Here is a 15,517-nt window from a genome sequence, read left to right as displayed (position 1 = left end):
GGCACGGAACCGGGGACGGTACCGTTCGAATCGATGGTTGCCGCCGCCGCGGCGACCGCGGCACAGCGTCGGAACGCCGACGAGCGGAGGCAAGCGGTGTACGTAGTCGTGATGGGGTGCGGCCGGGTCGGATCGGCCCTCGCGGCCGGGCTGAACCGGATCGGCCACGAGGTCGCGATCATCGACCGCGACCCCGACGCGTTCCGACGCCTTGACCCCGGATTCACCGGGCACCGCATCGTCGGCATGGGATTCGACCGCGATGTCCTGCTCAAGGCGGGCATCGAACGGGCCGAGGCATTCGCGGCGGTCTCCTCCGGCGACAACTCGAACATCATCTCCGCCAGGGTGGCCAGGGAGAACTTCGGCGTGAGCCGGGTCGTCGCGCGGATCTACGACGCCAAGCGCGCGGCCGTGTACGAACGCCTCGGCATCCCGACCGTGGCCACGGTGCCGTGGACCACCGACCGCTTCCTGCACCATCTCACCCGCGAGAGTCACACCACCAAGTGGCGCGATCCCTCCGGCACCGTCGCGGTCGCGGAACTCGATCTGCACGAGGACTGGGTCGGCCACCAGGTCACCGAGCTCGAGGAGCACACCGGGTCCAGGGTCGCCTTCCTCATCCGTTTCGGCACCGGGGTGCTCCCCGACCGCCGCACGATGATCCAGGCCGACGACCAGGTCTATGTCGCCGCGGTCTCCGGGACCGTGGCCGAGGCGGTCGCGCTGGCCGCAACCCCGCCACCCGCGGACTCCTGATGAACACCGTCCCTCAGGCGTCGCCGACCGCGGCGCACGATTCGACCACAGACCCGAACGGATGGACCCGATGAGAGTCGCAATCGCCGGAGCAGGCGCGGTCGGCCGATCGATCGCGCGCGAGCTGATCCGAGGCGACCACCACGTGATGCTGCTCGAGCGCAATCTCGAACACGTCGACCCCGAGGCGATCCCGGACGCCGTGTGGGTTCACGCCGATGCCTGCGAGCTGGCCCTTCTGGAGTCCGCCGAACTCGAGTCCTACGACGTCGTGATCGCCGCGACCGGCGACGACAAGGTCAACATCGTGGTCAGCCTCCTGGCCAAGACCGAGTTCGCAGTGCGGCGCGTCGTCGCCCGGGTGAACGACCCCCGCAACGAATGGCTCTTCGACGACTCGTGGGGCGTGGACGTCGCCGTGTCCACCCCGCGGATGCTCGCCTCGCTGGTCGAGGAGGCCGTCTCGGTCGGCGACCTGGTCCGCTTGATGACCTTCAGGCAGGGTCAGGCGAACCTGGTGGAGATCACCCTGCCCGACGACACCGAACTGGCAGGCAAGCCGGTCCGCAAGATCCAGCTGCCCCGCGACGCCGCCCTTGTGACCATCCTGCGGGGCGGCCGGGTGATCGTCCCGCAGCAGGACGACCCGATCGAGGGCGGCGACGAGCTGCTCTTCGTCGCCTCCGTCGAGGTCGAGGACGAGCTCCGCGCGGCGGTCGGCGTCAAGCGCTGATACAAAAGTTCCGAATTGTCACGTAACTGAATTTGATGACCGCATTGTCCGGAATCGGGCAATGCGGTCATCAATTTTGAGAACCGGTGAATTTCGGCGGATGCAATTCACGGAACGTGCGGAAGGTCACAACCGATGCGACGGCGCACACAATTGCGGTGCACCCATTACCGGTGACCCGGGCGCCGTTCGCTAGGAACGCTCGTCACCCGCACCATTCGGCTCGGCGCCGCGATCCTCCGACTCCACCACGGCGTCCGGCTCGGTCTCGGTGTCGGGCCCTGCCTCCACCACGGCCTCGGCAGCACGGTCGGCGCGCCGGACCAGCCAGACCGTCGTCACCAGGACCAGCGCCGTCAGCGGCCAGCCCATCGCGATACGCGTGACCGCGAGCCACCCGGTGTGATCGGTGTCGTAGAGCTGAGACTGGACCAGATAGCGAGCCCCGAACACCAGCGCCCACGCGGCGGTGGCCAGGTCGTAGGCCCTGACCGCGGCTTTGCTGCCCCGCCACGAGTTGCCATGACCGTTGAGGAAGCCCCACAGGACGCCGACCAGCGGCCACCGGACCACGATCGAGAGCAGGAAGACCCCGGCGTAGGCGAGGCTCGTGTAGATCCCGAACAGGAAGTACCCCTTGGCATCCCCGGTCCGGTACGCGATGAACGCGCAGATACCGACGCCCAGGAAGCCCGAGATCGCGGGCTGGATGGCGCCCTTCGCGATCACCCGCCACACGAGGATTGCGGCCGCCACACCCAGGGCGGCCCAGATGGCCGCGGTGAGGCCCCAGAAGCTGTTGATCGGGACGAAGACCAGGACCGGCAGGGTCGAGTAGACCAGCCCACTGACTCCACCGAGCTGTTCGAGTACGGACTGCTGCTGCCTGTCGGTCACCCGACGAGACTGCCACATGTACCGGCGATGACTACGAATCCCCTCGAAGCTCGTAGTACGGGTTGTAGATCACCTTCTGGCCGTTGCGCTCACCGACGCGTCCGCGGACGAGCAGGGTCTTGCCCGGCTCGATCCCCGCGATCCGGCGCCTGCCGATCCACACCAGCGTCACGGCGTCGGTTCCGTCGAAGAACTCGGCCTCCATGTTCGCGGTCGAGGCCTTGGGACATGTCTCGACGCTGCGCAGCCGCCCGAGCATGGTGACCTCCTCACCGCGACTACAGTCGCAGGCGCGCTGTGCGCCCGATGCCTGCGACGATTCCACCATTGCCTCTGCATCGAGTTGATCGAGGTCCTCGGTGAGCCGGCGGGTCAGCCGACGAAAATAGCCTGTGGCCGCGAGTGCCATAGCGCGCTCCTGGAGCAGGTGCGGTGCGACTGTCGCCCCGCTTGTAGGTCTGTGTGATCGCCACTGTAGACCCATCCCGAACCGGGAACCACACGACTGTGAGGAGTGTCCCGGCCACCGGGCGGATAGCCCGTTCGCGGCCCCGACAGCACCCGTATGGCACCCGCCCCCGGCCTCGGTGCGACCATCGACGGATGCAGGAGATGACATGGCCGCAGGCGGCGGTGGTGCTGCCGGGAACCGGGTCAGACGCACACTTCGCAGAAAAGGCGTTCTCGGGCGCGTTGACGCAGGTCGGGGTGGAGATCATCGCCGTGGAACCCGACCCGCGGCGGGTGGTCGAGAGCTACCTCGAGGCGATGGACGCGGCCGCGGACCGGTATGGGCGGATCCTCGTCGGCGGCGTGTCGATCGGTGCCGCGGTGGCGGCACAGTGGGCCGCTCGCAACGAGTCCCGTGCGGCCGGGGTGCTCGCGGCGCTGCCCGCCTGGATCGGCGACCCGGCCGAGGCCCCAGCGGCGCTGAGCGCGACGATGACCGCGCGCATGCTCCGCGCGGACGGCCTCGACGCGGTGACCAGCGCGATGATCGAGACCAGCCCGGCGTGGCTCGGCGGTGAACTCGAGCGGTCATGGCGATCGCAGTGGCCGCACCTGCCCAATGCCCTCGAGGAGGCCGCGGCCTACCACGGCCTCGTCGAGGAACACCTCGCAGGGATCACGGTGCCGGTGGGCATCTGCGCCGCCACCGACGACCCGGTGCACCCCATCGCCGTCGCCCGGCGATGGGTGACGGTGCTCCGGTCGGCCACGCTGGCCACCGTCACCCTCGACGAGATCGGCGCCGACGCCGGCATCCTCGGCCGGTCCTGTCTGGCAGCCCTGACCTCGCCCTGATCGGCCGCGGGCCGGATCAGCGACGCAGCTGCTGCATCGCCGACCCAGAGCCGCCGGGACGCTCCTCCGGCGGCACGGTGTGATCCTGGGCGGCGGCCGCTGCTGCCTCGGCGGCGGCCGCGGCCTCGGCGACGGCGGCCTGCTGGACCTCGGTTGTCTGCTCGGCCTGCGCGGCCTGCTGCTGCGCCTGCATCTGCTGCTGCTGGGCCGCGATCAGCTGCTCGGCCAGCATCTGCGGGAGCACGACCGGGAGGGGCGTACGCACCGGGTACGGCTCGGCGCCGCGGTTGACCACCGTGCCGGCGAGGATCTCCCTGGCGATCGCGGTCAGCGGCGCCTCGAGGCCGGCCGATCCGACCGGGCCGGCCACCACGCACCGGATCATCCAGCGCGGGCCGTCGACGCCGATGAAGCGCAGGTCGGCGTTCGGGGTGACCGCGTGCAACTCGCGACCCCATGGACCGGTCTGCACACTGATCTCCGCCTGATCGGCACGCAGCGACTCGGCCAGGTCGCCCGCGACCTCGCGCCACTGTCCCGGCGACTTCGGCGCGGCGTACGCGGCGATCGTGACCCGACCGTGCTCGGTCACCAGGTGCACCGCCTGCGGGGTGCCGTCCTGGGCCATCTCCACCTGGATCTGTCCGCCCTCGGGCAGCGGGACCTGCACCGACCCGAGGTCGAGCCGCGATTGCGCGGCACCCTCCGGGTCGTCGAGTTCGTCCCGGTCGTACGGCCCGCCCTCGGGCCGCTCCTCGACATCGAACTCGTCGACCTCGAACTCGTCGCCCTCGGCCTGCGCGTCGACGTCGTCGCGGAGGTCCTCGAACTGATCGAGGTCCTCGTCCACGGCCTTCTTCTTGCGTCCGAAAATCATCGTGCCCCTTCCTCGGGGAGTGCCGACACCGCGTGCAGGCTGGCATGTCCACCACTGGATCCGTATCCACCCGCGCCCCGCGTCGTCTCGTCGAGCGACTCGACCTCCACGAACGAGACCAACTCCACCCGCTGCACCAGCAGCTGAGCGATCCGGTCACCGCGAGTGATCGCAATGGGCGTGCGCGGATCGTGATTGATCAGACACACCTTGATCTCCCCGCGGTATCCCGCGTCGACCGTCCCCGGCGTGTTCACCACGGACAGACCGGACTTGGCCGCCAGTCCCGACCTGGGGTGGATCAGCCCGACGGTGCCGACCGGGAGCGCGACGGCGATTCCGGTCCCCACCAGGGTCCGCTCCCCCGGCTCGATGGTCACGTCGACTGTGGAACAGAGGTCGACACCCGCGTCGCCCGCGTGGGCACGCTGTGGGATCGGCATGTCGGGATCAAGGCGCAGCAGCTCGATGGCTGGAAGATCGCTCACGCGCACCGAGACTACTCTGGATACGTGCCCGAGAACCCTCAACCTGCCTCGACCGCCGCCACCGGTGGCAAGACCGACCCCACCGCACCGATCTACTCGGAGCGACTGTGGGTACCGCTGTGGTGGTGGGCCGCCGGCCTCGCCGTCGCCGGTCTGCTCGCCGCGGAGGTTCACATGGGCAACCCCGGCCTGCTGGCCTGGTTGCCGTACGTGCTGCTGCTGCCCTTCCCGGTGTGGGTCCTGCTCTGGTTGAGCCGGCTCCGGATCGAGGTCGCCGACGGCCCTGGCCGCGGTGAACTGCGCGTCGGCCGGGCGAACCTGCCGCTGGACGTGATCTCCCGGGTCGCGGTGGTTCCCGCCACCGCCAAGTCGGCGGCGCTGGGCAGGCAGCTGGACCCAGCCGCCTATGTGCAGCACCGGACCTGGATCAAGACGATGGTCCTGATCGTTCTCGACGATCCGGAGGATCCCACCCCGTACTGGCTGGTCAGCACCCGCAGGCCCGCCGAGCTGGCAGCACTACTGACTCCCTGACGGGTCCGGGTGCCCCGGAAACCACTGTGCCCGGCCTGCGAACAGGCCGGGCACGACTTTTGATACCAGGCCGGGGCAACTCGGTGCCCCGGTCGGATCCACTACCTCAGTAGCGCTGTCAGGCTGCGCAATCCATGCAGATGAGCACGCCACCGGCGTCGCTGGCGAGCCTGCTCCGGTGATGCACCAGGAAGCAGCTCGAACACGTGAACTCATCGGCCTGCTTCGGAACGACCCGGACCGACAGTTCCTCGCCGGACAGATCTGCTCCGGGCAGCTCGAACGACTCCGCGGTGTCCGACTCGTCGACGTCGACGACCGCGGACTGCGCCTCATTGCGCCGGGCCTTCAACTCTTCGAGCGAATCCTCCGAAACCTCGTCGGATTCCGAACGCCTCGGTGCGTCATAGTCGGTTGCCATCTCGTCTTCCCCTCGTCTTCTCTCGTCATCGATTCCCCCGGCCACACACCACAGCCGAATACACGAATCAACCCGTGTGGCTGCATAACGCTCGGGGGCGCCGAATAGTGCCCAAAAGTTAGCGCAGGTAATATGATCTGCACCACATTTGACCCTTCCGTCCGGTCCTCCAAACGCCTGTCGTGTACGACTGCGGCCGCCAGACAATAGCCGAACTCTGGAGAAAAGTCGCGGGCCATTCACCACACGTCGGAAACTGTCTGAAAATCGACACAAACGGCGGGTCGACCGTGACATTTCCGCGACATTCCGAGTCGCGACCGCGTCGACGACGATCCCGGCGCCGCACTCTAGAGTGGGTGCGCACCGGCGCCACAATGGCGCCGATCGGCGGGCGCGGCGGAGAGGTCGGGACGAATCGTGGTTTCACTGATCACACAGGGTCACTCCACCGATGAGCAGGGCCGTCCGTTCCGCAGGCGGCGCGCCATGCCCGTCGTCGTGCTGATCAGCATCCTCGCCCTGCTCGGCTCGGTGCTGTGGGTTCGCATCCTCACCAAGGACGAGGAGGTCTCCGCCGCGGTGACGTGCAACATCCCGAGGCCGGCCTCACAGTCCGCTGACCCGAACGACCCCGCACCGCAGCCGCTCGGCCAGAAAATGGACCCGACGACGCTGATGGACGTGGAACCCACCACCCTCGCGGCGACCAGGGTCCGCGTCTTCAATGCCAACGGCGAACGCGGCCAGGCCGCACAGGTGGCCGCGCAGCTCAGTGAGTACGGCTACGCCAGCGCCCCCGACGTCCAGGTCGGCAACGACCCCGTCTACGTCGACCAGAACATGCAGTGCCACGGCCAGATCCGTTTCGGCGCAAACGGTCTCGCCGCCGCCAGTGCCCTGTGGCTGGTTGCGCCGTGCGCGGAGCTGATCGAGGACCAGCGCCAGGATGACACCGTCGACCTGGCGCTGGGCACCTACTTCAACGAGCTGCGCCCGAACACCGACGCCGAAGAGGTGCTGGCCGTACTGAAGGAGCCCGCGCCAGGAGGCATGGCCGCAGCGCCGGTCGACATCAGCCTCCTCAAGGCCGCCCGCACCGCTCGCTGCTGACGGCTCAGTCCGGGATCGGGTCGAACACACCCGCCTCGGCGAAGACCTCGTCCAACTCCGCCGCGATCCCCGGGGCCGCCGCGACCACCACCTCGCCTTCGGCGCTCATCGAATGCGGCGCGGGCGTGCGGACCCGGGCACCAGCCTCGCTCGCTATCAGCGCTCCCGCCGCCCAGTCCCACGGGCTGAGCCCGTGCTCGAAATGCGCATCGACGCGTCCCGAGGCCACCATGCACAGGTCGAGGGCCGCGGAGCCGATCCGTCGGATGTCGCGCACCTGGGGCAGCACCCGCCCGATCAATGCGCCCTGCGCCTGCCTGCGGGCCCGTCCGTAGCCGAATCCCGTCGCGAGCAGGGCCACCGACACGTCAGACACCGGGTTACACCGCAGCGCGTGCTCGGTGCCGTCCGCCTCGAGCAGCGTCGCGCCGTGGCCGAGGGCGGCCGAGTAGACCGCATCGGCCGGGACGTCCACCACCGCACCCGCCACGGAGACACCGTCGATCTGCGCGGCGACCGACACCGCAAACGCGGGGATGCCGTACAAGAAGTTCACCGTCCCGTCGATGGGGTCGACCACCCAGCGCACGCCCCGGATCTGCTCGGCCTGTCCCCCGCCCTCCTCACCGAGGATGGCGTCGTCCGGGCGCAGGCCCGCGAGCAGTCCGCGGATCAGTTCCTCGGTCTCGGTGTCCACGACGGTGACCGGATCGGTCGGGTGGCTCTTGGTGGCGACCGAGCTGTCCTCCGCGAGGACGCCCGTCGCGGCGAACACCTCTGGGCGGCGGGCACGCACGTGCCTGGCGGCGGCGACGGCCACCCGGACCGCAACGTCGCGCAGCGTGCGCGGATCGTCAGGACCGCCGGTGGCGTCATGTTGGGGGGTGGTGGGGACAGGAGCATCTGACCGCAAAGAAGGCACGCCCCATGGTGCCTCATCTCCCCACTCCCGCGTCGTCGTCCCGACGATTAGGGTTTGCGCCATGACTGAATCGACCCCAGCCCTGCCCTCCGACGACAGCAACGGCAGCAGCCGACGCGGGTTCGGCGTCGACGTCGGCGGAAGCGGAGTCAAGGGCGGCCTGGTCGATCTGCAGACCGGCGAGCTGATCGGCGACCGGATCAAGATCGAGACCCCGAAGCCCGCCACCCCCGAGGCCATCGCGGACACCGTCGCGGAGATCGTCACCCGGGCCGGCTGGGACGGGGCGGTCGGAATCACGCTGCCCGCCGTGGTCACCGGCGGGGTCGCGCGGACCGCGGCGAACATCGACAAGTCCTGGATCGGAACGGACGCGGCGGCCCTGTTCGGGCAGGCGCTCGGCGGCAGGCCCGTCACGGTGCTCAACGACGCGGACGCCGCGGGCGTGGCCGAGGACACCTACGGCGCGGGCAAGGACGTCGACGGCGTGGTCGTGCTGCTGACGTTCGGCACCGGGATCGGATCCGCGATCCTGCACCGGGGCGTCCTGCTCCCCAACACCGAGTTCGGGCATATGGAGGTCGGCGGCAAGGAAGCCGAGCACCGCGCCGCGTCCTCGGTGAAGGAGACCAAGGATCTGTCCTACAAGCAGTGGGCGGCGGAGGTCTCCCGGGTGCTCAGCACGTTCGAGGATCTGCTCTGGCCCGACCTGTTCATCGCGGGCGGCGGGATCAGCCGCAAGAGCGAGAAATGGATCCCGTTGCTGACCAATCGCACCCCCGTCGTGCCCGCTGCGCTGCTGAACACGGCGGGCATCGTGGGCGCCGCACTCGCCGCGCAGACCAGCATCGCGTCGTAACCCCCGTTGCGATAGTTACAATGGACACGTCCGGCTCTCAGCCGGCCGAACTCAACTGACCTCTCCGCCGGAAAATCACTCTGGCGTGACGCCGCACGACACCGTCACGAAAGGGCGTACGTGGCCGCCTCCGATACAAGTCAGACCGCTGAACCGAGCACCGAATCGGCGTCCGCCGCGGCGACCAACGGCACCGCCCCCGCGAAGAAGGCCGCGGCGAAGAAGGCTCCAGCCAAGAAGGCCGCTGCTAAGAAGGCCCCGGCCAAGAAGGCCGCAGCCAAGGCCCCGGCCAAGAAGGCCGCGGCGAAGAAGTCCCCCGCCAAGAAGGCGAGCAGCAAGGCCGACGGCGTCGATCTCGAGGACGCGCCCGACGAAGCCGACATGGCCGATCTCGAGGTACCCGAGGGTGACCTCGCCGTCGACGAGGTGGTCGAGGTCGTCGCCGTCGGCGAGGACGAGGAAGAAGCCGCGGAGCCGACCGACAAGGACAAGGCCTCCGGGGACTTCGTCTGGGACGAGGAGGAGTCCGAGGCGCTCCGGCAAGCCCGCAAGGACGCCGAGCTCACCGCCTCCGCCGACTCGGTCCGCGCCTACCTCAAGCAGATCGGCAAGGTCGCCCTTCTCAACGCCGAGGAGGAGGTCGAGCTGGCCAAGCGCATCGAGGCCGGCCTCTACGCCACCCAGTTGATGGCCGAGCACGCCGAGAAGGGCGAGAAGCTCCCCGTCGCGCAGCGCCGCGACATGAACTGGATCTGCCGCGACGGCAACCGCGCGAAGAACCACCTGCTCGAGGCCAACCTGCGACTGGTCGTCTCGCTGGCCAAGCGCTACACCGGTCGTGGCATGGCGTTCCTCGACCTGATCCAGGAGGGCAACCTCGGCCTGATCCGCGCGGTCGAGAAGTTCGACTACACCAAGGGCTACAAGTTCTCCACGTACGCCACCTGGTGGATCCGCCAGGCCATCACCCGCGCGATGGCCGACCAGGCCCGCACCATCCGCATCCCGGTGCACATGGTCGAGGTCATCAACAAGCTCGGCCGCATCCAGCGCGAACTGCTCCAGGACCTGGGCCGCGAGCCCACGCCAGAAGAGCTCGCCAAGGAAATGGACATCACGCCGGAGAAGGTGCTGGAGATCCAGCAGTACGCGCGTGAGCCCATCTCCCTCGACCAGACGATCGGCGACGAGGGCGACAGCCAGCTCGGCGACTTCATCGAGGACTCCGAGGCCGTGGTGGCCGTCGACGCGGTGTCGTTCACCCTGCTGCAGGATCAGCTGCAGTCGGTGCTCGAGACGCTGTCCGAGCGCGAGGCGGGCGTGGTCCGGCTGCGCTTCGGCCTGACCGACGGCCAGCCCCGCACCCTCGACGAGATCGGCCAGGTCTACGGCGTGACGCGTGAGCGGATCCGTCAGATCGAGTCGAAGACGATGTCGAAGCTGCGGCACCCGTCGCGTTCGCAGGTGCTCCGGGACTACCTGGACTAGTCGGTCCCGACCAGACGACGAATGCCCCGTCACCTCGAAGGTGGCGGGGCATTCGTGTGTCCACCGACAGTTCACCCGGCACACGCCGGGCCGTCATCGGATCCCCACCGTGCACGCCCCGCGGTGGGCGAAACTTGCCGGATGAGTGAGCAGTCCCCTCTCGCCCCGACCTCCCCGCGCGGCCCCTCCCGCCGCACGTTCCTGCGCGGCTCCGCCCTCGGCGGCTTCGCGGTCGCCGGTCTCCGACACGCCCCGTCCGCGGCCGCCGCGGCGCCGTCCGCCGATGCCGCCCGTGTCGACTACCCCACGTGCTGCCCCGGACCGTTCGCCAACGGCGTCGCCAGCGGCGACCCGCTGCCCGACCGCGTCATCCTCTGGACCCGTCTCATGCCCGAGCGCGTGGCCGGCGCCCCCGGCCCCGTGCGGTGGGAGGTGGCCACCGACCCAGCCGTGACGGCCCTCGTCCGCTCCGGTGAGCAGACCCCGGTGGCGGAGCACGACTTCACGGTGAAGGTCGACGTCACCGGCCTGGCCCCGGCCGCGACGTACTACTACCGCTTCACGCATTCCGGCGCCCACTCGATCACCGGGCGAACGCGCACGGCGCCTGCCCCGGGTGCCGCCGTCGACCGGGTGCGCATCGCCGCGATGTCGTGCAGCTCCTACTGGTCTTCGTACTGGAGCGGGTTCGAGCACATCGCCGCCAGGGACGACCTCGATCTCGTGCTGCACGTGGGCGACTACATCTACGACTTCCCCGACAAGGACGAGCTGGTGCGCTCGCGCGTCGGCTTCGCCGACATGGACCACCCGGACAACCGGGATTGGCTCGACCTCGCCGAGGTGCGCAGGCGGTACGCGCTGTGGCGCTCGGACCCCCAGTTCATCCGGGCCCACCAGCAGCACCCGTGGATGATCGTGTGGGACAACCACGACATCGACGTCGCCTACGGCAACGAGGTGAACGCGCCCTTGACCGACCCGGCGTCGGCGACCACGACCCTCTCCGACACGGTGCGCGCGTTCCACGAGTGGACTCCGACCCGGCCCGTGCGCGCCGACGGCAGCGGCGAGTTCGTGCTCGTCGACGACGGCTCCTATCCCACACCGGAGGACCCGTTGCTCGTCTACCGGACGCTGCGTTACGGCGACCTCGTCGACATCGTCGGGATCGACGCCGAGTTGCGCGACGTGCGCGGGCAAACTGCCGACTCCTCGCATCTGCCCCCCGGGCAGCGGAGCCTCCTCGGTCGGCGGCAGTACGAGTGGCTCACGGCCACGCTCACCGACTCGTCGCACCGGAATACCCGGTGGCGGGTCATCGGGAACCAGGGGTGGTTCGCTCCGACCGACATCCCGGAGGTCGTGCAGGGGGTGAAGATGCCGAAGCTCGGCATCGGCCGCTGGGGCAAGTACGCCGCCGAGCGCGAGGCGATCGTCGACCACCTCAGGGGCGCACGCGGCGAGCGGATCTGGCGGAACGTCATGGTGACCGGCGACGCGCACGGGAATTTCGCATCCGACGTGATCTCCACGGAGTACCTCGGCGACGGGTATCTCTCGGGGATACCCGGCCGCAACACCCGTAACGGTGCCGAACCGCATAACCACGGCGCCGGGGCGCTGCGGATGAGCACCGGCAACGGTGGCCCGGTGCCCACAGGCGCGGACGACCCCGCCGACGTCCGAGGCCTGTCCGTCGGTGTCGAGTTCGCCCCCACCTCGATGGGACGCGGCGGCGCCGACGACATGATCCGCGGCGCCACCGGCCTCGGGCCGGCGGAGTCCACCGAGATCGCGCGCGCCGCCGAGGCTTCGATCCTCACGCTCAACCGCAACGCCCAGTTCGTCGAGTGGGTCGACCACGGCTACGGGATCATCGACCTCGACCGCGACCGCGCCGTGTTCGAGTTCTGGTGGCAGGACAAGCACGTGCCGCGCTCGCCGGACGTCCTCGGCCACCAGATGGTGGCGTTCGCCGAGGAGGACCGATCGGCGGTGCCGCCGCGGTTCCGGGATCAGATCGATGGCGTCGAGCTGCACGGGCTGCCGTATGCGCCGACCTCCGGGGCGCCGCACGGCCCGCCTGCGCCGTGGTTCCCGCCGGAGGCCTAGACCGACCTAGACTGGATCGCGAGGTGACCCGAGATGACGACCGAAGACCGGCGGCACGACCACCCGGACACGGTGGTGTTCGGCAACACGCGGGAGATCGCCGATCGCATCATGGCGTTGCCCGATCGGGTGGTGCGGGCGCTCACGGTCGCGAAGGACCGCTGCGCCCACGGCAGCCTGAGGCTGCAGATCTTCCACAACCTCTACAACCCCGAACTCGGCATCGGCCGCTACCTCTTCGTCCCCGGCGACGACACCGAGCCGCACTGGGTGGAGACGCTCGACGGCACCGTGACGCTCCGTTGCCCGTGCTGCCAGGACGAGGTCGCGAAGGTCGGCGACGTCGTCGAGCGGTTCCGCAACGCGCGGCACAAGCGGTGAGCCCGGCGGACGACGTCAGGTCGTGAGGTAGGGGTCGCTCGACTCCCCTGACGGCTTCTGCGGCCGCCGCAACGCACTGACGAGTGGCTCGACCACCCGCGCCGCAACCGGGCCGAGGATCGCCATCAGCAGCACGTACGCGGTCGCCAGCGCCGCGAGCTCGCCCTCGACCGCGCCCGCCGCCACCGCGAGGCCCGCGATGACGATCGAGAACTCGCCGCGGGCGACCAGGGCGGCGCCCGCCCTCGCCCGGCCCATCACGGCGACGCCCTGCCTGCGGGCGGCCCACCATCCCGTCGCGATCTTGGTCGCGGTCGTCGCCACCGCCAGCAGGACCGCCCAACCGAGGACAGGCGGAATGGTGCCCGGATCGGTGTTCAGGCCGAACACCACGAAGAACATCGCCGCGAACAGGTCCCGGAGGGGCTCGAGCACCTTCGCCGCGTTGCGGGCGGTGGACCCGGAGATCGCGATGCCGAGCAGGAACGCCCCGACCGCGGCCGACACCTGCATCGCCGAGGCGATCCCGGCGACCAACAGTGCCGCGCCCAGCAGCTTGAGGAGGAAGACCTCCTTGTCCTTGCTGTCGACGATCGCCGACACGTAGTGGCCGTAGCGCAGCGCGATCACCAGCACCAGGGTGACCACGCACAACGAGATCGCCAGCGCCTGCAGGCCGCCGAAGAAGCCGACCCCGGCCAGGATCGCCGTCAGGATCGGCAGGTAGACGGCCATGGTCAGGTCCTCGAACACGAGGATCGCCAGCACGACAGGGGTTTCGCGGTTGCCGAGCCTGCCCAGGTCGCTGAGGACCTTCGCGATGATGCCCGAGGACGAGATGTAGGTGACGCCGCCCATCACGAGGGCACCGACCGGCCCCCACCCGAGCATGAACGCGACGATCACGCCCGGCACCGCGTTGAGCACGATGTCCACCGCACCCGCCATCCACGACTTGCGCAGCCCGGTGACCAGCTCGCTCGCGGTGTACTCGAGGCCGAGCAGCAGGAGCAGCAGGACCACGCCGATCTCACCGGCGAGGTGCCCGAAGTCGCCGATGCCGTCGAGCGTGAAGAACCCACCCTCGCCGAAGCAGAGGCCACCAACCAGATAGAGCGGGATCGGCGACATCCCGATTCGGCCCGCCAGGCGCCCGAGGACACCCAACGCGAAGAACACCGCGCCGAGCTGGATCAGCGAGAGCGCGGTGCTAGTCATGGTGCCCCGGGTGGTTGCCGGAGCTCATCCGGTTGTCTTGGTCTTCGCCGGAGCTCATCCGTGGTGCAGGATCTTGGCCGCACCGTCGAGCCCGTCCGAGGTACCCACTGCGACCAAGAGGTCTCCCTCGGTGAGGTTGAAATCCGGATTCGGCGACGGGTACACCTGTCCGGCCCGCATCACCGCCACCACCGAGACCCCGGTCCTGGTTCGCATCGCGGTCTCCCCCAGCGTCCGGCCGTCGAAGGGCGAGTCCTCGGTGATCGGCAGTTGCCGGGTGTTGATCCCCGGCAGGTCACGGTGTTCCTCCCGCAACTGCGAGACCAGCTGCGGGGCGCCGAGCAGATTGCCCAGTACAGCGGCCTCCTCGTCGGTCAGCGGCACCGAGGCGGCACAGGCATCGGGATCGTCCTTCTTCGAGACGATGAGGTCCGTCCCGCCGTCCCGATGGGTGACCACGCCGATGCGCCTGCCGGTCGACAGCTCGAAATCCTTCCGGATGCCGATCCCAGGAAGGGGAGTCACTTCCACGTTCATGACTCAACGGTAGCGCCGCGCGCGGGATCGGTGCCGCGACGCGCGATATTCGCAGGTGATCAGCGAAAGAAGAGCTGGACGGCGGCATCGCGGGCGATCAGGAATCCCGCGATGCCGAGCACCCAGCCCAGTGCACTGTCCGCATGTCTGGACAGGAAGCCGTCCGCGCGCGCCAGCCAGGGCTCGACCCGCGTGTGCGCCACGGTCCTGGCGAGGATCAGCAGGCAGGCGGGGAGCACCATCACGACGCAATAGCCGGCCAGCAGCCCCGCCGAGACCGCTGGGGACAGCCCACTCGAGATCATCAACCCGATCGCCGCGAGGTACGGCAGCATCGTGACCAGTTCGAGGGCGCCCGCGCTCATCGCCAGGACCGCGACGCCTGATCCGGAGGACTGCGCATCCAGAGCCCTTGCCCGCCACCGGGTCACCCGACCGCCATCGCCACCGCCGGCCTTCGCCCTGGAGTCGAATCGCCAGCTGATGGCGAACAGGCCGGCACCGAGCGCCAACTGCACACCGAGCGCGACGGGTCCGCGCAGCACAGACCCTGCCGCGGCGATTCCGGTCGACGCCGTCAGCAGGACCAGCACCCCCACCGCGAAGTAGAAGCCCGCGATCGCGCCCAGGTACGCGACCATCCGGCGCACCGGCGGCCGCTCCGGGGACATCAACAGCCACAGCGGGATCACCAGCGTCCCCAGGCTGGTGCTGTCCACCAGAGCGAGCGCGACGAGCCCGAGCACGAGTGCCATCTCCATGCAGACGATCATCACCAGCGCGACACCGCCGCGACATCGCCCGTACGCCGGATCCGGCGTCCTCCCTTGGGAGGACGTCACGGGGTTCTCGGTGTGCTGTGATGAT

At 69.4% G+C, this 15,517-nt stretch carries 18 protein-coding genes; 9 read left to right on the top strand and 9 right to left on the bottom strand.

What is annotated here, in order from left to right:
* The first annotated feature begins 96 nt into the window (after positions 1-96).
* Together C8K38_RS09645 and C8K38_RS09640 are read left to right on the top strand one after the other, a co-directional pair.
* On the top strand, positions 97-762 hold the full coding sequence (locus C8K38_RS09645) for a potassium channel family protein (protein ID WP_097211347.1): 666 nt from the start codon (positions 97-99) through the stop codon (positions 760-762).
* Between the two features lie 70 nt (positions 763-832).
* Positions 833-1,495 carry a potassium channel family protein gene (locus C8K38_RS09640; RefSeq protein ID WP_097211346.1) on the top strand — a complete coding sequence of 221 codons (663 nt, stop codon included), beginning with the start codon at positions 833-835 and terminating at the stop codon, positions 1,493-1,495.
* 192 nt (positions 1,496-1,687) lie between these two features.
* Here the strand turns inward: C8K38_RS09640 and C8K38_RS09635 are convergent, their stop codons facing one another.
* Together C8K38_RS09635 and C8K38_RS09630 are read right to left on the bottom strand one after the other, a co-directional pair.
* Positions 1,688-2,392 (bottom strand): DUF3159 domain-containing protein, encoded by a 705-nt coding sequence (locus C8K38_RS09635; RefSeq protein ID WP_179800509.1) that lies wholly within the window; start codon positions 2,390-2,392, stop codon positions 1,688-1,690.
* Between the two features lie 31 nt (positions 2,393-2,423).
* Positions 2,424-2,801, bottom strand: coding sequence for an OB-fold nucleic acid binding domain-containing protein (locus C8K38_RS09630; RefSeq protein WP_097211272.1), 378 nt, complete (start codon positions 2,799-2,801; stop codon positions 2,424-2,426).
* Between the two features lie 194 nt (positions 2,802-2,995).
* On the opposite strand from C8K38_RS09630, the gene C8K38_RS09625 reads away from it, so the two are divergent.
* Entirely contained in the window at positions 2,996-3,697 is a 702-nt protein-coding gene (locus C8K38_RS09625) for a hypothetical protein (protein WP_097211271.1), read from the top strand.
* Positions 3,698-3,713: 16 nt separating this feature from the next.
* Here the strand turns inward: C8K38_RS09625 and C8K38_RS09620 are convergent, their stop codons facing one another.
* Together C8K38_RS09620 and dut are read right to left on the bottom strand one after the other, a co-directional pair.
* The gene (locus C8K38_RS09620; RefSeq protein WP_257017386.1) at positions 3,714-4,571 is read right to left on the bottom strand and encodes a DUF3710 domain-containing protein; all 858 of its coding nucleotides are present in this window, start codon (positions 4,569-4,571) and stop codon (positions 3,714-3,716) included.
* Positions 4,571-5,062 carry a dUTP diphosphatase gene (gene dut, locus C8K38_RS09615; RefSeq protein ID WP_097211344.1) on the bottom strand — a complete coding sequence of 164 codons (492 nt, stop codon included), beginning with the start codon at positions 5,060-5,062 and terminating at the stop codon, positions 4,571-4,573. Before dut ends, C8K38_RS09620 begins: the two co-directional genes overlap by 1 nt.
* A gap of 90 nt (positions 5,063-5,152) precedes the next feature.
* Here dut and C8K38_RS09610 point away from each other — a divergent pair, with 90 nt between their 5' ends.
* The gene (locus tag C8K38_RS09610; protein ID WP_097211345.1) at positions 5,153-5,596 is read left to right on the top strand and encodes a DUF3093 domain-containing protein; all 444 of its coding nucleotides are present in this window, start codon (positions 5,153-5,155) and stop codon (positions 5,594-5,596) included.
* A 118-nt stretch (positions 5,597-5,714) separates the two neighbouring features.
* On the opposite strand, the gene C8K38_RS09605 is transcribed toward C8K38_RS09610, so the two are convergent.
* On the bottom strand, positions 5,715-6,017 hold the full coding sequence (locus tag C8K38_RS09605; protein ID WP_027499550.1) for a DUF4193 domain-containing protein: 303 nt from the start codon (positions 6,015-6,017) through the stop codon (positions 5,715-5,717).
* Between the two features lie 420 nt (positions 6,018-6,437).
* Between C8K38_RS09605 and cei the strand changes: the two genes are divergently transcribed.
* Positions 6,438-7,130 carry an envelope integrity protein Cei gene (gene cei, locus C8K38_RS09600; protein WP_097211269.1) on the top strand — a complete coding sequence of 231 codons (693 nt, stop codon included), beginning with the start codon at positions 6,438-6,440 and terminating at the stop codon, positions 7,128-7,130.
* Between the two features lie 4 nt (positions 7,131-7,134).
* Here the strand turns inward: cei and C8K38_RS09595 are convergent, their stop codons facing one another.
* The gene (locus C8K38_RS09595; protein ID WP_373560243.1) at positions 7,135-8,043 is read right to left on the bottom strand and encodes an inositol monophosphatase family protein; all 909 of its coding nucleotides are present in this window, start codon (positions 8,041-8,043) and stop codon (positions 7,135-7,137) included.
* Positions 8,044-8,113: 70 nt separating this feature from the next.
* Here C8K38_RS09595 and ppgK point away from each other — a divergent pair, with 70 nt between their 5' ends.
* The 4 genes from ppgK (at position 8,114) to C8K38_RS09575 (ending at position 12,895) form a co-directional block, all read left to right on the top strand.
* On the top strand, positions 8,114-8,911 hold the full coding sequence (ppgK, locus tag C8K38_RS09590; protein ID WP_097211267.1) for a polyphosphate--glucose phosphotransferase: 798 nt from the start codon (positions 8,114-8,116) through the stop codon (positions 8,909-8,911).
* Positions 8,912-9,031: 120 nt separating this feature from the next.
* A complete protein-coding gene (locus C8K38_RS09585) occupies positions 9,032-10,399 on the top strand; it encodes an RNA polymerase sigma factor (RefSeq protein ID WP_097211266.1) in 1,368 nt (455 codons plus the stop codon).
* A gap of 141 nt (positions 10,400-10,540) precedes the next feature.
* Positions 10,541-12,514, top strand: coding sequence for an alkaline phosphatase D family protein (locus C8K38_RS09580; RefSeq protein ID WP_097211265.1), 1,974 nt, complete (start codon positions 10,541-10,543; stop codon positions 12,512-12,514).
* 33 nt (positions 12,515-12,547) lie between these two features.
* Complete coding sequence (locus tag C8K38_RS09575) at positions 12,548-12,895, top strand: hypothetical protein (RefSeq protein ID WP_097211264.1); 348 nt, start codon at positions 12,548-12,550, stop codon at positions 12,893-12,895.
* A gap of 15 nt (positions 12,896-12,910) precedes the next feature.
* Here the strand turns inward: C8K38_RS09575 and C8K38_RS09570 are convergent, their stop codons facing one another.
* The 3 genes from C8K38_RS09570 to C8K38_RS09560 are packed head-to-tail and all read right to left on the bottom strand — an operon-like array spanning position 12,911 to position 15,411.
* The gene (locus C8K38_RS09570; RefSeq protein ID WP_097211263.1) at positions 12,911-14,113 is read right to left on the bottom strand and encodes a cation:proton antiporter; all 1,203 of its coding nucleotides are present in this window, start codon (positions 14,111-14,113) and stop codon (positions 12,911-12,913) included.
* 54 nt (positions 14,114-14,167) lie between these two features.
* On the bottom strand, positions 14,168-14,650 hold the full coding sequence (locus tag C8K38_RS09565) for a cation:proton antiporter regulatory subunit (RefSeq protein ID WP_077041413.1): 483 nt from the start codon (positions 14,648-14,650) through the stop codon (positions 14,168-14,170).
* Between the two features lie 59 nt (positions 14,651-14,709).
* A complete protein-coding gene (locus C8K38_RS09560) occupies positions 14,710-15,411 on the bottom strand; it encodes a GAP family protein (RefSeq protein WP_097211262.1) in 702 nt (233 codons plus the stop codon).
* Positions 15,412-15,517: the final 106 nt, after the last annotated feature.

The sequence above is a fragment of the Rhodococcus sp. OK611 genome, assembly GCF_003050885.1.
Taxonomy (GTDB): domain Bacteria; phylum Actinomycetota; class Actinomycetes; order Mycobacteriales; family Mycobacteriaceae; genus Rhodococcus_G; species Rhodococcus_G oryzae.
The sequence above is the reverse complement of the archived record's forward strand: the minus strand, read 5'-3'. Positions and strand labels throughout refer to the sequence as shown.

What these genes read in the sequence shown, in the direction of transcription:
- C8K38_RS09630 (WP_097211272.1), bottom strand. Translation starts at nt 2,801, where the DNA reads ATGGCACTCGCGGCCACAGGCTATTTTCGTCGGCTGACCCGCCGGCTC.
- ppgK (WP_097211267.1), top strand. Translation starts at nt 8,114, where the DNA reads ATGACTGAATCGACCCCAGCCCTGCCCTCCGACGACAGCAACGGCAGC.
- C8K38_RS09625 (WP_097211271.1), top strand. Translation starts at nt 2,996, where the DNA reads ATGCAGGAGATGACATGGCCGCAGGCGGCGGTGGTGCTGCCGGGAACC.
- C8K38_RS09560 (WP_097211262.1), bottom strand. Translation starts at nt 15,411, where the DNA reads ATGGAGATGGCACTCGTGCTCGGGCTCGTCGCGCTCGCTCTGGTGGAC.
- C8K38_RS09605 (WP_027499550.1), bottom strand. Translation starts at nt 6,017, where the DNA reads ATGGCAACCGACTATGACGCACCGAGGCGTTCGGAATCCGACGAGGTT.
- C8K38_RS09570 (WP_097211263.1), bottom strand. Translation starts at nt 14,113, where the DNA reads ATGACTAGCACCGCGCTCTCGCTGATCCAGCTCGGCGCGGTGTTCTTC.
- C8K38_RS09640 (WP_097211346.1), top strand. Translation starts at nt 833, where the DNA reads ATGAGAGTCGCAATCGCCGGAGCAGGCGCGGTCGGCCGATCGATCGCG.
- C8K38_RS09575 (WP_097211264.1), top strand. Translation starts at nt 12,548, where the DNA reads ATGACGACCGAAGACCGGCGGCACGACCACCCGGACACGGTGGTGTTC.
- C8K38_RS09580 (WP_097211265.1), top strand. Translation starts at nt 10,541, where the DNA reads ATGAGTGAGCAGTCCCCTCTCGCCCCGACCTCCCCGCGCGGCCCCTCC.
- C8K38_RS09565 (WP_077041413.1), bottom strand. Translation starts at nt 14,650, where the DNA reads ATGAACGTGGAAGTGACTCCCCTTCCTGGGATCGGCATCCGGAAGGAT.